This is a genomic window from Kitasatospora sp. YST-16, assembly GCF_026802215.1.
GTDB lineage: Bacteria > Actinomycetota > Actinomycetes > Streptomycetales > Streptomycetaceae > Kitasatospora > Kitasatospora cineracea.
The window spans coordinates 973695-987776 of record NZ_CP113837.1 but is presented as its reverse complement, the minus strand read 5'-3'; the positions used below and the strand labels follow the sequence as shown (position 1 = coordinate 987776).

Sequence of the window (14082 nt, the reverse complement as noted above, 5' to 3'; positions counted from 1 at the left end):
GTTTCGAGATCGGCCCGGCCACGGCCGGTAGGGTTTCCCCGGGGGACCAGCCCGTCGAAGCAGCACCGTGTCCGATCCGGCACGGTTCGCGGCGATTTGACGCGTTGCAACCCGAACGGCCCGCTTCGCGGGCATTCGACGTGGTGCGCACCCGCCCGGAAGAATGCCGTGAGGGTCCGGAGCGGCCGCGCCGTCGTGCCGGTTGCCCGGGGCCGTCGTTGTTTCTGATGGCACGCCACCCGTGCGGGTGACGGCCGATGGAGTAAGGGACGGGTCGGTGCGGTTCCGTTCCGGCGAAGTGGGCGGGGCCTCCGGGGACCTCGCCGAGGACGCGCAAGCGGCCTGGAAGGAGCATTGACATGACCGACGGCGGCCACGCCCCCAGTGCCGGTCCCCTCGCGCCCGAACCCGGGCCCGGCGGACCCGTCCCGGAGCACCACCTCGGCGCGCCCCTCCAGCCCGCCGCGCCCGCCGGGGCCTGGCACGGCGACCAGCAGCGGCCCGCGTACACCTTCCTCGACCAGCCCGACGGCGACGAGGAGGACGACGTCCTGCTGATGCCCGGCCCGCAGACCGCCTGGGGCGACGCCGTGCACGGCACCGTCGAGGCGGTCGAGCCGGCCGAGCCGGTCGCCGGTGCGAGCGCGGTTCCGGGCACGATTCCGGGCGCGGACGTGCCGGTCGGCGGGGAACAGCCGCCCGGCACCCCGGTCGCGCCGTCCTGGCCGCCGCTCGAACCCCCGCTCCTCACCGTCGCCCCGCCCGTCGAGCCGACGCCGCTCACGCCCGCCGCGCCGACCGCGCCCGCCGGGGCCGAGGAGGCCGCCGGGAACGGCACCCTGCACCTCGGCGCCCCGCAGGCGCAGCCCGCGGCCGCCGCACCCGCAGTCGCCGCGGCACCCGCCGCCGTGCAGCAGCCGGTGCCGCCGCAGCCGCGCCGTCCGCTGCACGCCGGGCCGCCGATCCCCGACCCGTCGCTGATGACCGGTCACGTCCCGGTCCGCTCGCTCGCCGACCGCGGCCCGTCCGCGCCCGGCGGCACGCCCGCGTACGGGGTGCCGGTGCTGACCGCCGAAACGGTGCAGCAGGCGCAGGCGCAGGTACAGGCGCAGGCCCCGCAGCCCCTCGCTTCGCAGGTACCGGCCCAGCAGGCGGCGCCCGCGCCCGCGCCCGTGCAGCCGCAGGTGGTGGAGGCCGCCGCTGAGGCGCCCGCGGTCGTCGCGGAGCAGCCCGTCGCCGAGCAGCCCGTCGCGGTGGAAGCCGCGGCCGAGGCTGTGGCGGAGGCCGTGGCCGTGGTGGCCGGGCCCGTCGCCGAACCGGCCGCCGTCGAGCAGCCGGTGGTCGCCGGGGCCGCGCCCGCCGCGAACCTGGCGCCGGTGTTCGTCGAACCGGCCGAGTCGGCCGAGCCGACCGCGCCCGCCGAGCCGACCGCGCCGGTCGAGCAGCAGGCCGCGCCGGTGGCGGAGGCCGCCGGGGCCGTTGAGCCCGCCGGGGCCGTCGAGGTTGCCGAGGTCGTTCCGGCCGTCGAGGCGACGGAGGCCACGGAGACTGCTGAGGCCGCCGAGCCTGCCGCCGAGGCCGTGGTGGCCGAGGCCGAGGCGGCCCCCGCGCCGTCGCAGGCGCAGCCCGAGGCCGCTGCGCCCGCCGCCGCTGCGGCGGCAGTTGACGCGCCGTCGGCCGAGCAGCCGGTGGCCGTCGAGGCCGCGCAGCCCGAGGCCGTCCCGGTGGCGGACGCGGAGACGGTGAGCGGCGAGGCCGCCGCGGAGCCGATCCCCGCCCCGGCCGCGAAGTCGTCCGGACGGGGCGCGCACCGGCGGATCTCCGCGTTCCTCGCGGCGCCCGCCGGACTGCCGCTGCTGGAGCCCGAGGCCGCGCAGGCCGCCGAGGCCCCGCAGCCGGAGGCCGCGCCGGTGGCCGAGGCCCAGCCGGAAGCCGCCGCCGAGCAGCCCGCGGCCGTCGAGCCCGCGCAGGCGCCCGTCGCCGCCGAGGCCCCCGTCGCCGCCGAGGCCGTTGCGGAACCGGCGGCCGAGCCGCCGCGCAGGCCCCCGCCGCCGAGGCCGAGGCCCCGCAGCCGGAGGCCGTGCCGGTGGCCGAGCCCCAGCCGGAAGCCGCCGCCGAGCAGCCCACGGCCGTCGAGCCCGCCGAGGCCGTCGAGAGCGCCCCCGGAGCCGAGCCCGGGGCCGAGTCCGCAACCGTCGAAGAGCCCGCGGCGGCAGCCGCCACCGAGCAGACCGCGGAGGCGGCCGCCGAAGAGCCCGCGGACGCAGCGGTCGAAGCCGCCGAGGAGGCCGTCGAAGCAGCCGCGGAAGAGGCCGTCGAGGAGGTCGCGGAGGAGGAGCGCCCGCCCGCCGCGCCCGGGTACGACGAGGCCGGGCGGGAGGCCGTGCACCAGGTGATCCGGGAGCGGCGCGACGTGCGCAACGGCTTCCGGTCGGACGCGATCCCGCACGAGGTGCTGATCCGGGTGCTGGAGGCGGCGCACACCGCGCCGAGCGTCGGCTACTCGCAGCCGTGGGACTTCGTGGTGATCCGTTCCGCGAAGACCCGCCGGAAGATGCACGAGCTGGCGGCGCGTCAGCGCGAGGCGTACGCGGACTCGCTGCCCAAGGGCCGGGCGAAGCAGTTCAAGGAAATCAAGATCGAGGCGATCCTCGAGACGCCCGTCAACATCGTGGTGACCGCCGACCGCACCCGCGGCGGCCGGCACACCCTGGGCCGGCACACCCAGCCGCAGATGGCCCCGTACTCGGCCGCGCTGGCCGTGGAGAACCTGTGGCTGGCGGCCCGCGCCGAGGGACTGGGCGTCGGCTGGGTGAGCTTCTTCGACGACGAGGAGCTGGTCCGCGAGCTCGGCCTGCCCGAGCACCTGGAGGTCGTCGCCTACCTGTGCGTCGGCTACGTGGACGCGTTCCCGGACGAGCCGGAGCTGCAGCAGCAGGGCTGGGCGAAGAAGCGGCCGCTGTCCTGGGTGGTGCACGAGGAGCAGTACGGCAACCGCGCGCTGCCCGGCGAGGAGCCGCACGACCTGCTGCCCGACACCCTGCGCGGGATCCGTCCGCTGGACGCGAAGGCGCTCGGCGAGGCGTGGGACCGGCAGAAGCGGATGACCAAGCCCGCCGGTTCGCTCGGCGTGCTGGAACTGATCGCGGCCCAGCTGTCCGGCCTGGCCCGGCAGTGCCCGCCGCCGGTCCCGGAGCCCGGCTGCGTGGCGATCTTCGCGGGCGACCACGGCGTGCACGCCCAGGGCGTCACCCCGTGGCCGCAGGAGGTCACCGCGCAGATGGTCGGCAACTTCCTGGCCGGCGGCGCGGTGGTCAACGCCTTCGCCGCCCAGGTCGGCACCGAGGTGTGCGTGGTGGACGTCGGCGTGGCCGCCGAACTCCCGGACGCCATCCAGCAGGGCCGCACCACCGGCCTGCTGCCGCGCAAGGTCAAGCCCGGCACCGACGACATGACGCAGGGCCCGGCGATGAGCCGGGACGAGGCGCTGCGCGCGATCGAGGTCGGCATCGAGACCGCCCGCGACCTGGTCGCGGCCGGCAACAAGGTGCTGATCACCGGCGACATGGGCATCGCCAACACCACCGCCTCCGCCGCGCTGATCTCGGTCTTCACCGAGACCGACCCGGCCGAGGTCACCGGCCGCGGCACCGGCATCGACGACGAGACCCACGCCCGCAAGGTCGAGGTGATCCGGCAGGCCCTCGACCTGCACAAGCCCGACCCGGCCGACCCGATCGGCGTGCTGTCGGCCGTCGGCGGCCTGGAGCACGCCGCGATCGCCGGGTTCCTGCTCGGCGCGGCCTCGCTGCGCGTCCCGGTGATCCTGGACGGCGTGATCGCCGGCTCGGCGGCCCTGGTCGCCAAGGCGATCGCCCCCGAGGCGCTGGCCGCCTGCATCGCCGGGCACCGCTCCGCCGAACCCGGCCACCAGACCGCGCTCGCCAAGCTCGGCCTGCGCCCGCTGATCGACCTCGACCTGCGGCTCGGCGAGGGCACCGGCGCCCTGCTGGCCCTCCCGCTGGTGCAGAGCGCGGCCCGGGCGATGCACGATGTAGCCACCTTCGACTCCGCCGGAGTCACCGAGAAGGCCTGACCACCGGGGTCACCGAGAAGGTCCGACCACCGGGGTCACCGAGAAGACCCGATCGCCAGGTTCACCGAGAAGGTCCGACCACCGTCCGGCGCCGGCCGCCCCCGCAGTGCGAGGGGGCGGCCGCCCGCCGAACCCGTACCGGCTCAAGGGCGCGCCGGTACGGGGCTCCCCGCACCGCCCGCCCAAGGAGCTCCCCTCATGACCGCGCCCACCCCCCACCCGTCCACCCAGGGCCTCACCCCGTACCCCGTCGGGCTGCTGCTCACCGGCCGCCGCGTCGTGGTGGTCGGCGGCGGACAGGTCGCCCAGCGCCGGCTGCCCGCGCTGATCGCCGCCGGCGCCGACATCCACCTGATATCCCCGGCCACCACCCCCGCGGTCTCCGCGATGGCCGACGCCGGTGAACTCACCTGGCACCAGCGCCCGTACGCGGACGGCGACCTCGCCGACACCTGGTACGCCTTGGTCGCCACCGACGACCCGGCCGTCAACACCGCCGTCTCCGCCGAGGCCGACCGCCTGCGGGTGTTCTGCTCGCGCAGCGACGACGCCTCCGCCGCCACCGCCTGGACGCCCGCCTCCGGCCACGACTCCGGCGCCACCGTCGCCGTCCTCACCGGCGACCCGCGGCACTCCGCCGCGCTGCGCGACTCCATCGTGGCCGGCCTGCGGGACGGCTCGCTGGCCGCCCGCCAGTACCGGGCCCGGGACGCGGGCGTCGCGCTGGTCGGCGGCGGGCCCGGCGACCCCGACCTGATCACCGTCCGCGGCCGCCGCCTGCTCGCCGACGCCGACGTGGTGGTCGCCGACCGGCTCGCCCCGCGCGAACTGCTCGCCGAACTGCCCCCGCACGTCGAGGTGATCGACGCGTCCAAGATCCCCTACGGCCGGTACATGGCGCAGGAGGCGATCAACAACACGCTCATCGAGCACGCCAAGGCGGGCAAGTTCGTGGTCCGGCTCAAGGGCGGCGACCCGTACGTCTTCGGCCGCGGCGGCGAGGAACTGCTCGCCTGCGTCGAGGCGGGCGTCCCGGTCACCGTCGTCCCCGGCATCTCGTCCTCGATCAGCGTCCCCGCGGCGGCCGGCGTCCCGGTCACCCACCGCGGCCTGACCCACGAGTTCACCGTCATCTCCGGCCACGTCGGCCCCGGCGACCGCTCCCTCACCAACTGGGCGGCCGTCGCCGGGATGACCGGCACCCTGGTCCTGCTGATGGCCGTCGACAAGATCGGCGCGATCGCCGCCGAGCTGATCGCCCACGGCCGCGCCGCCGACACGCCCGTCGCGGTCGTCCAGGAGGGCACCACCGCCACCCAGCGCCGCGTCGACGCGACCCTCGCCACCGTCGGCGAGACCGTAGCCGCCGAGGGCATCAAGCCCCCGGCCGTCATCGTCATCGGCGAGGTGGTCCACGTCCTGGGCTCCTAGGCCCTAGCCGGACGGGCAGGCAAGAGAAGGGGAACGGCCGTCGCTCCGGACGGGCCGTTCCCCTTCGTCGTAGGACCGACCGCCGCGCTCAGACCGCCGGACGGGCGGTGCGGGCGGTGCGGGTGTCATCGGCGCTGCGGGCCGCGCGGGCCTCGCGGCGCAGGTCCCGGGCGGCCAGGGCGATCATGACGGCGGGGATCAGCAGGTCGTTGGCCAGGATGCCGCCGGTGTTCCCGGCGGCGTGGTCGCCGTGGGCGAACCACTGGTGGAGGTGCCCGCCCGCCGCCCCCCACAGGAACGCGGCCGCCGCCAGCCCGCTGGTGAGGCGTTCGCGGGGGGAGGCCGACGCGGCGCGGAAGCCCAGCAGGGCGAAGCCGATGTTGGCGCAGGCGATCTCGAACTGGAACGGCGAGTGCGCGAACCCGATGGCGTCGGCCATGCCGGACGGGGTGGCCAGGAACGCGACCGCGACCCAGAGGCCGCCGAAGCCCAGGGCGCCGACGGCCCACCAGCGCTGCCAGACCTCCGCCGCCGCTCCGGCCCCGACCGGCGCCTCTCCGACAGCCAACTCCGGCTGCTGGGCACCCTCGAGGAGATCCAACCCGCCACCCAGCACCGGCTCGCCGAGGCCCTCGCCCTGTCCGACCCCGCCGTCAGCCGCGCCCTGCGCCCGCTGGAGGCCGAGGGGTACGTCGCGGTCGACGTCGACCCCGCCCACCGGCGCCGCCGCCTGGTCACCCTCACCCCGGCCGGCCAGGCCGCCTTCCTGGCCGAGGGCAAGCCGCTGGAGGAGGAGTTCCGCGTCGCCCTGCTGGCAGCCGGCTTCCCCTACGAGCAGTACCTCGCGGACACCCACCGGCTCGCCGCCCTGCTCACCCCCGCACCGCCGCGCCGCGCGGCCGCGGCTCCGGAGCCGGACTGAGTTTCCGGCCGCCCACCGTCCGCTCCCGTCCCGGCGGGCCACCCGCGACGTGCGAAAATCGTCCGGTGTCCGAGCCACTCACCGTCACCGACGCCGCCGACCCCCGGCTGAGCGACTACACCGACCTGACCGACGTCGAACTGCGACGCCGCCGGGAGCCCGCCGAGGGGCTGTTCATCGCCGAGGGGGAGAAGGTGATCCGGCGGGCGCTGGCCGCCGGGTACCGGATGCGCTCGATGCTGCTGACCGCCAAGTGGCTGGGCGTGATGGGGGACGTGATCGCCGAGGCGGACGCCCCCGTCCACCTGGTCGAACCGGCCCTCGCCGAGCAGGTGACGGGCTACCACGTGCACCGCGGCGCGCTCGCCTCGATGGAGCGCAAGCCGCTGCCCACCGCCGCCGAGGTGCTCGCCGGGGCCCGCCGGGTCGCCGTCCTGGAGGGCCTGGTCGACCACACCAACCTCGGGGCGATCTTCCGCTCCGCCGCCGCGCTCGGCATGGACGCCGTGCTGCTCTCGCCGGACTGCGCGGACCCGCTGTACCGGCGGGCCGTCAAGACCTCGATGGGCGCCGTCTTCTCCGTCCCGTACGCGCGGCTCGACCCCTGGCCGGCGGCGCTCGGCGCGGTGCGGGAGGCGGGGTTCGAACTGCTGGCGCTGACGCCCTCCGGCGCGGAGGACTTCACCGCGGCCCGCCCGCACCTGCTCCCCAGGGCCGCGTTGATGCTCGGCGCCGAGGGCGACGGCCTCACCCCGAAGGCCCTCGCGGCCGCGGACCAGCGGGTGCGGATCCCGATGGCCCACGGCATCGACTCGCTGAACGTCGGCGCCGCCGCCGCGATCGCCTTCTACGCCGTCAACCACGGCTGACCGGGCCGTTCGACGCAGCCGGGGCACGGGCCGTTCGACGCAGCCGGCGGGCCCGGGCGGCAGCCACAGCCGGCGGACGCGGTCAGAGGGCGGCGAACACCGCCCCGTCCGCGTCGTCCAGCACGAACCCGTTGTCGAACCGCACCCGGACCGAGGACAGCGGGCCCCGCGCCTCGAACTCCCGCCAGTGCGGCTCCAGTTCGGCCAACTGCGCCTCCAGCCGGCGCAGGCTCTCCGCGGGCATGGTGTGCCCGTAGTCCTCGAACAGGGCCCGCAGCCGCTCGTACTCGCGGACCTCCCCGGGCGGCGGCAACTCGCCGGTCACCCGCACCACCGTGCCCTCCACGCCCGCACCCAGCAGCAGCACGCCCACCAGCGGGCCGTCCTCCCCGGCGGACGCCCCGCCCAGCGCCAGGTCCTCGACCAGCCTGACACGCTGTCCCTCCACCAGGGCCATCGCTCCCGCACCTCCCGGATCACCGTCCACCGCCGCCGCCACCGGCCCACGGTGCGCACCATTATCCGGCGGCCGACGGGCCCACCCGCGCCGGGCACTCCGGCGAACAGCGCGGTGTGATCATCGACATGCCGCGCTCGCCCCCCTGCCCACCACCACCGTCACGCTGCCCCCGTCACGCCGCCCGGCGCGCCGCCGGAGGCCGGATCGGCTGCGGCGCCGGCCGCCGCGGATCGTGGTGCCGACGGCCCGTCAGGTCGCCGACCCGCAGCACCAGATCGGGCGCCGGGGGAGCGGGCCACACCGTCAACCGGTGCTCCTCGACCGGCCGGGCCGCCGTGTCGGCCTCCCGCCCCCGGTCCCGCCCCCGGGTCTGCACCCGCACCCGGTACCAGCCGCGCCCGGCGTGCGCCAGGTTCCCCGCCCCGTCGACGTCCACCCCGTCCCAGGCGCGCAACCGCAGCTCACCGCTGCTGTACAGCGACAGCTCCACCGCGCTCTCCCACTCCGCCCCCGGCTCCGGCGGCCGCTGCGCGCAGCGCTCCACCCCCAGCCGGATCAGCCCGGTGTGCGTGCCGCACAGCACCGTCAGGTGGTCGGGACAGCCCGCAGCCACCCCGTTCCCGTGGAACAGCCGGTCCAGCGCGTGCGCGTCCCAGCCGGCCGGCAGCTCCGGCCCGTACAGGAAGTACTGGCAGTACGCGACGTGCATCGCGTCGGTCGTCCACATCATGCGCACATGCTGCCGCCGACTACTGACAAGCCGTCACCACCGTTCGCCCCCGTCCGGTAGCGTCCCGGCCATGCCGACCGCACCGACAGCCGTCGTCCTGGAGGGCCGCCGGGTGCGGCTCGAACCGCTCACCGCCGCCCACGTCCCCGCGCTGTTCGAAGCCTCCGGCCGGGACGAAGAGGTCTGGCGCCACCTGAGCGCCCCCACCCCGCAGACCGAGGACGACCTGCACGCGATCGTCGCCGCCCGCCTCGCCGACGCCGCCCGCGGCCACCGCCTCCCGCTCGCCGTCCTCGACCGCGCCGCGGGCCGTGCGATCGGCACCACCAACCTGCACGGCTGGGACACCGTCACCGGCCGGATCGAGATCGGCGGCACCTGGTTCGGCCGCCGCTGGTGGCGCACCGGCGCCAACCGCGAGACCAAGCTCCTGCTGATGGCCCACGCCTTCGACACCCTCGGCTTCACCGAGATCCGCTGGCGCGTCGACGCCGCCAACACCCGCTCCCGCCAAGCCGTCACCCGCCTCGGCGCCCGCCCCGCCGACCCCGCCGCCCCGCCGCACGGCCTGCTCCAGTACACCCTGACCGCCACCGACTGGCCCGCCGCCCGCACCCGCCTCACCACCGGCTGAAGGAGCCCCACCCCCGTGCCCGACGTCCCGTACGAGACCCTGGCCGGCCTGGCCGCGAACCCGGCCCTGCCCGCCGACCTGGTCGACCGCCTGCTCGCCCACCCCGGCAGCCGCCGCACCCTCGCGGGCCGCCAGGACCTGACGGAACCCCAGGTCGCCCGGCTGCTCGCACACGTGCCGGCCTCCGTCGCCCTCAAACAGCGCCTGCCGGCCGCCGTGCGCCGCCGCCTCACCGACCACCCCGACGTGTGGGTCCGGATCTCCCTGGTCCACAACGCCGACCTCGCCGACGGCACCACCCCCGAGAACCGCGAACTCCTCGAACGACTCGCCGCCGACCCGGCCCCCGAGGTCCGCAAGGAACTCGCCGAGTCCGCCCGCACCCCCGCCGACCTGCGCGCCCGCCTCGTCCACGACCCCGACCCGAAGGTCCGCGCCGCCCTCGCCCAGTGGTGGACCGACGCGCCCGAGCCCGTCCGCCGCACCCTGCTCACCGACCCCGAGGGCAGCGTCCGCGCCGCCGCCTGCGCCAGGTACTTCCGCCGCCTGCCGCACCCCGTCCCGCCCGCCGACCTCGTCCCCGCCCTGCTCGCCGACCCGCTCACCCGGGCCGGAGCCGTCCCGCACTGCACCCTGGACGCCGACACCGCCCGCAGCCTCGCCGCCGACCCCGACCCGGACGTCCGCCGCGCCCTCGCCGCCCACCCCGACCTGCCCGCCGACACCCGGGCCCGCCTCGCCGCCGACCCCCGCGCCCTGGTCCGCCTCGCCGTCCTCGCCCGCCCCGACACCCCCGCCGCCGACCGCGCCGCCCTCCACGACTCGGTCACCGGCCCGTTCGAACCACCCGGCGAGGACGTGGACGAGGAGACCGCCATCGAGCTGGAGATCGACCACATCGGGGTCCGGATCGAGCTCCGGATGCTCCAGCTGCCCTGGGTCACCGCCGACCCGCTGCCGCACCTCGACTCGCCCCACCCGGCCTTCCGCCGGGCCGCCGCCGCCTCGCCCGACCTGTCCGCCGAGGCCCGCGCCCGGCTGCTCGCCGACCCGGACAACGAGGTCGCGCTGGCCGCCGCCGCGAGCAGCCCTGACCCGATCGACCCGGTCACCGCCGAACGCCTCGACCGCGAGCACCGCCCGGCCAAACGGATGCACTGGCGCCCCGCCGACAGGTACCCGCTGCCCGTCGAAACCCTCCGCCGCCTCGCCACCGACCCGGACCCCCGGATGCGCCAACTCGCCCTGCGCGAACCCGAGTTGCCCGCTGCCCTGCTGGAACGCCTCGCCGCCGACCCCGAGGAGCCGGTCCGCCGCACCACCGCGAGCCACCCCCGCCTCACCCCGGCCACCCTGCGCGCCCTGCTCGCCGACCCGTGCGAGCACGTCGCCCGCTCCGCCGCCGCGAACCCGGCCCTCCCGGTCGAGGAGATGCGCGCGGTCCTGGACGCCGCCGGCCTGTGAACCCGCCCGGGGCCGGTCAGTCCGCCGAGCCCGAGACGCCCGAACCCGGCCAGGACTCCTCCAGCCCCCCGTCCGCCCGGACCGTGTACCGGGTGGAAGAGACCGCGCCGGTCCGGTCGACCCGCTCCTCGCGGATCAGCGCGCCGTTCTCCACCCGCCACACCGCGCCCGCCTCCGGATTGGCCGCCGAGGCCCGGTCGGCGAGCAGCACGGGGGAGCCGCCGGTGAAGCCGTACAGCTGGACCAGGTCGACCGGCACCGCGCCCTCCAGCCGGCGCAGCACCACCAGCGCGGCCTGCGCGTCCCGGTAGCGGGCGGGCAGCACCGCGGAGAGCGAGATCGGCGGGCCGTTCTCGGTGGAGCGCCCGTCGCGCAGCCGGATCGCCGGGCCGCCGGACGGGTCGGGGTAGCTGAGGTTGGGCCAGTCGACCTGCGGCGGGCTGCCGAAGGAGGGGGCGAGCCCGGTGTCGCTGTGCCCGGTGGCGTTCACGCCGTCCACGGACAGCGTCGTCCCGGCACTCGGCGCCCCCGGGCCGCCGGACACCACCGCGCCGGGCTGCGGGCCCAGGCCCTGCGCCTCGCGGTTCTGGCAGCCCTGCGCGACGGCGATGGCCAGCGCCACGCCCAGGGTGACCGTCACGAACACCACCAGCCGCTGCCGCAGCAGCCGCTGACGGGGCGTCGGCCGCCCGCCCAGGGTGTGCGGGGCGCGCCCGGGCGGGGAGTGCGGTCCCGGCCGGGCACGGGGGTGCGCCCGGCCCCGGCCGCCGGGCGGCGCTCCCGGACGGTGTCGCCGTCCCGGACCGGACGCCGCGGCCCCGGGCCGCGGGTCTCCGGACGGGCCGCGTCCTGCCGGGGCATCGCGGGCGCGGCCACCGCCCGCCCGCCGGGCCCGGCCGCCCCGTCCGCCTTCGCCGCCACCGGCCGGACGCCCGCGGCCGCGCCGCGCACCGGCTCGGGCCGCCCGCCCGCCGCGCCGCGCACCCCGTCGGGCCGCCCCTCCGGCCGCCGCACCGCGCCGGGCGCCGCACCGGCAGCCGCCCGGCGGGCCGGGGGAGCGCCCTCCGCGGGGCCGTCGGCGGGCGGCGCGGCGGGCGCGTGCGCCTCGTCGGCCCGGACGGCGGCGCCGCCGCTCCGCCCGGCCCGGCCGCCGCCGCGCGCCGCGAGCTCGCTCAACCGCTCGTGCAGCGCCGCGGCCGGCGGGCGCTCGGACGGCTCCTTGGCCAGGCAGGCGCGCACCAGCGGTGCCAGCACCGGCGGGATGCCGGTCAGGTCGGGCTCCTCGTGCACCACCCGGTACAGCATCACCTCGGAGGAGGCGCCGGACCCGAACGGCGACTCCCCGGTCAGCGCGAAGGCCACCGTCGCCCCGAACGCGAACACGTCGGTGGCGGGCGTGACGGCCGCGCCGCGCACCTGCTCGGGCGCCAGGAAGCCGGGCGAGCCGACCGCGGTGCCGACGTGGGTGAGCGTGGAGGCGCCGCGCGACCAGGCGATGCCGAAGTCGATGATCCGCGGGCCCTTGGGGGAGAGCAGGATGTTCGACGGCTTGAGGTCCCGGTGCACCACCCCGGCCTCGTGCACCTTCACCAGCCCGTCGGCCAGCGCCGAGCCGATCCGGGCGGCGTCCGGCCAGGCCAGCGGCCCCTCCTCGGAGACCTGCTTGTACAGCGAGGGCCCGGGCACGTACGCGGTGGCCAGCCAGGGCCGTTCGGTCTCGATGTCGGAGCCGACCACCCGGGCCGTGCACCCGCCGCGGATCCGGGAGGCGGCGGCGATCTCCCGGGCGAACCGGGTGCGGAACTCGGCGTCCTCGGCCAGCTCGGCGCGGATCAGCTTCAGCGCGACCCGCTGCCCCTTGCGGTCGGAGCCGAGGTACACCACGCCCATCCCGCCGGCGCCCAGCCGCCGGTGCAGCCGGTACGGGCCGACGATGCGGGGGTCCTCACGCCTCAGCCGCATCATTGCCATCTGCCCGTACCCGTTCCCGTTCCGTCAGCTTGTGGGATGAGGCCCCGTCGGATGTGGGGCATCGTCAGGCAACCGTCTCGGGACAGCTTACGGACAGGTGGTGGCCCCGCGTCGACACGCAACACGCGAACCGCCGGTCGGATTGTCGGATTGGTGCCGTACGCTCCGTCCCCGGACGCCCGGACCCCGCCCGCCACCGGCTGCGATCCGTGCCCGAACCGCCCGGCGCCCGCCGTTCACGCCCCGTCAGAACCCGGGCTCCGCCGCCGATCGAGCCGACCCCCAGGGGGCGCCCCCAGGGTGGTCTAGGGGTACCCGCGCACCGGTCTCCGCCTCCAGGAGTAGGCCGCCGCACCACGCCTCATCCCAGCGGAGGCGATCGGAACGGTACGCGGGCATGACGACCCGGACACCCACCCCGCCATACGGTTGTCCACAGCGAGGGCGGGCCCGCTCGTCCCCCGAGAACCCGCCCCCGCTGCCAGACCGCACCACCCGTCCCACCCCCTCCGAACCCGACCCGCAGCACCCAGCCCGGCAGGAGCCCGCACACCATGGCACCGCTCACCAGAGCCCTTCGCCGCCGCCACCTCCCCGCCACGGAGACCCGGCACCCGGTCGTCGCCCTCGCCATCGTCCTGCCCTGCGCGGTCCTGCTGCTGGCCCTGTTCGGAGCGTGGGACCAATTGGCGACCCAGACCAGAGCGGTCGCCGACCTGATCGGGCGCTGACCCCCTCATGGGGTGGGGGTCTTCGCCGGCCGGAGCCGCCCTCACAGTCGTGGACGGACTCAAGTGAGTGGCACAGGCTGCAGCTCCGGCCCACCCGATGGCCGGGAACGACACGTCGGTGAGGGCGTGCCGTTCCCGGCCACCGGTCGTTCCCGCAACGGCCCGCGGGTCGTCTCCCGCGCAACGGCAGAAACGCGCAGAAACGCCGAGAGCCGCAGTCCGGACGGACTGCGGCTCTCAACCGTGGTGCGCGATACTGGGATTGAACCAGTGACCCCTACCGTGTCAAGGTAGTGCTCTCCCGCTGAGCTAATCGCGCGGGTGCGCCAGGAATCCCCTGCTGGGAAGCCTGAGTGCGCGATACTGGGATTGAACCAGTGACCCCTACCGTGTCAAGGTAGTGCTCTCCCGCTGAGCTAATCGCGCGGGTCGATCCGAAGGACCGGGATCCGAAGACCAGTGCGCGATACTGGGATTGAACCAGTGACCCCTACCGTGTCAAGGTAGTGCTCTCCCGCTGAGCTAATCGCGCGGGGAGGGCCTCCGGTCGGAACCGGACGGCACCTCTTTGAGGTGGAGACGGGATTTGAACCCGTGTACACGGCTTTGCAGGCCGTTGCCTCGCCTCTCGGCCACTCCACCAGGCAACTCACTTCTGAAGAACGATCTTACCCGTTCTCCATCGAGCGGACGACGAGATTCGAACTCGCGACCCTCACCTTGGCAAGGTGATGCTCTACCAACTGAGCCACGTCCGCCTGTCGGCCCGGGTGC

Annotated in this window: 11 protein-coding genes, 5 tRNA genes and 1 pseudogene; 7 read left to right on the top strand and 10 right to left on the bottom strand. The window is 76.5% G+C overall.

The window, feature by feature from the left end; all coding sequences use genetic code 11:
* Nucleotides 1-557 precede the first annotated feature (557 nt).
* Nucleotides 558-4096: pseudogene (gene cobT, locus OU787_RS04570) on the top strand (nicotinate-nucleotide--dimethylbenzimidazole phosphoribosyltransferase).
* A gap of 198 nt (nt 4097-4294) precedes the next feature.
* A complete protein-coding gene (gene cobA / locus OU787_RS04565; RefSeq protein ID WP_051817531.1) occupies nt 4295-5527 on the top strand; it encodes a uroporphyrinogen-III C-methyltransferase in 1233 nt (410 codons plus the stop codon).
* An 88-nt stretch (nt 5528-5615) separates the two neighbouring features.
* On the opposite strand, the gene OU787_RS04560 is transcribed toward cobA, so the two are convergent.
* Nucleotides 5616-6020: a DUF6790 family protein gene (locus tag OU787_RS04560; protein ID WP_327059451.1), complete on the bottom strand. Its 405-nt coding sequence runs from the start codon at nt 6018-6020 to the stop codon at nt 5616-5618.
* Between OU787_RS04560 and OU787_RS04555 the strand changes: the two genes are divergently transcribed.
* The gene (locus OU787_RS04555; protein WP_268658612.1) at nt 5940-6449 is read left to right on the top strand and encodes a MarR family winged helix-turn-helix transcriptional regulator; all 510 of its coding nucleotides are present in this window, start codon (nt 5940-5942) and stop codon (nt 6447-6449) included. The genes OU787_RS04560 and OU787_RS04555 overlap by 81 nt on opposite strands.
* A 65-nt stretch (nt 6450-6514) precedes the next feature.
* Nucleotides 6515-7318, top strand: a complete 804-nt coding sequence (locus OU787_RS04550) for a TrmH family RNA methyltransferase (protein ID WP_268658611.1) — start codon at nt 6515-6517, stop codon at nt 7316-7318.
* Nucleotides 7319-7400: 82 nt separating this feature from the next.
* Here the strand turns inward: OU787_RS04550 and OU787_RS04545 are convergent, their stop codons facing one another.
* Nucleotides 7401-7775 carry a hypothetical protein gene (locus OU787_RS04545; RefSeq protein ID WP_030462916.1) on the bottom strand — a complete coding sequence of 125 codons (375 nt, stop codon included), beginning with the start codon at nt 7773-7775 and terminating at the stop codon, nt 7401-7403.
* Nucleotides 7776-7950: 175 nt separating this feature from the next.
* Nucleotides 7951-8508: a hypothetical protein gene (locus OU787_RS04540; RefSeq protein ID WP_268658610.1), complete on the bottom strand. Its 558-nt coding sequence runs from the start codon at nt 8506-8508 to the stop codon at nt 7951-7953.
* Nucleotides 8509-8578: 70 nt separating this feature from the next.
* On the opposite strand from OU787_RS04540, the gene OU787_RS04535 reads away from it, so the two are divergent.
* Both OU787_RS04535 and OU787_RS04530 read left to right on the top strand, forming a co-directional pair.
* Complete coding sequence (locus OU787_RS04535) at nt 8579-9142, top strand: GNAT family N-acetyltransferase (protein WP_268658609.1); 564 nt, start codon at nt 8579-8581, stop codon at nt 9140-9142.
* Between the two features lie 15 nt (nt 9143-9157).
* Nucleotides 9158-10606, top strand: coding sequence for a hypothetical protein (locus OU787_RS04530; RefSeq protein ID WP_268658608.1), 1449 nt, complete (start codon nt 9158-9160; stop codon nt 10604-10606).
* A gap of 16 nt (nt 10607-10622) precedes the next feature.
* On the opposite strand, the gene OU787_RS04525 is transcribed toward OU787_RS04530, so the two are convergent.
* Entirely contained in the window at nt 10623-11246 is a 624-nt protein-coding gene (locus tag OU787_RS04525) for a hypothetical protein (protein ID WP_268658607.1), read from the bottom strand.
* Complete coding sequence (locus tag OU787_RS04520) at nt 11243-12568, bottom strand: serine/threonine-protein kinase (protein ID WP_268658606.1); 1326 nt, start codon at nt 12566-12568, stop codon at nt 11243-11245. The genes OU787_RS04525 and OU787_RS04520 overlap by 4 nt, the downstream gene beginning before the upstream one ends.
* A 563-nt stretch (nt 12569-13131) precedes the next feature.
* On the opposite strand from OU787_RS04520, the gene OU787_RS04515 reads away from it, so the two are divergent.
* Entirely contained in the window at nt 13132-13308 is a 177-nt protein-coding gene (locus OU787_RS04515) for a hypothetical protein (RefSeq protein ID WP_157852248.1), read from the top strand.
* Nucleotides 13309-13552: 244 nt separating this feature from the next.
* Here the strand turns inward: OU787_RS04515 and OU787_RS04510 are convergent.
* The 5 genes from OU787_RS04510 to OU787_RS04490 all read right to left on the bottom strand — a co-directional run bounded on the left by OU787_RS04510 (nt 13553) and on the right by OU787_RS04490 (nt 14066).
* Nucleotides 13553-13627 (bottom strand) — tRNA-Val (locus OU787_RS04510).
* Nucleotides 13628-13662: 35 nt separating this feature from the next.
* Nucleotides 13663-13734, bottom strand: a tRNA-Val gene (locus tag OU787_RS04505).
* 34 nt (nt 13735-13768) lie between these two features.
* Nucleotides 13769-13840: transfer RNA gene (locus OU787_RS04500), tRNA-Val, on the bottom strand.
* 39 nt (nt 13841-13879) lie between these two features.
* Nucleotides 13880-13950 (bottom strand) — tRNA-Cys (locus OU787_RS04495).
* A gap of 43 nt (nt 13951-13993) precedes the next feature.
* Nucleotides 13994-14066 (bottom strand) — tRNA-Gly (locus OU787_RS04490).
* Between the last annotated feature and the right edge of the window lie 16 nt (nt 14067-14082).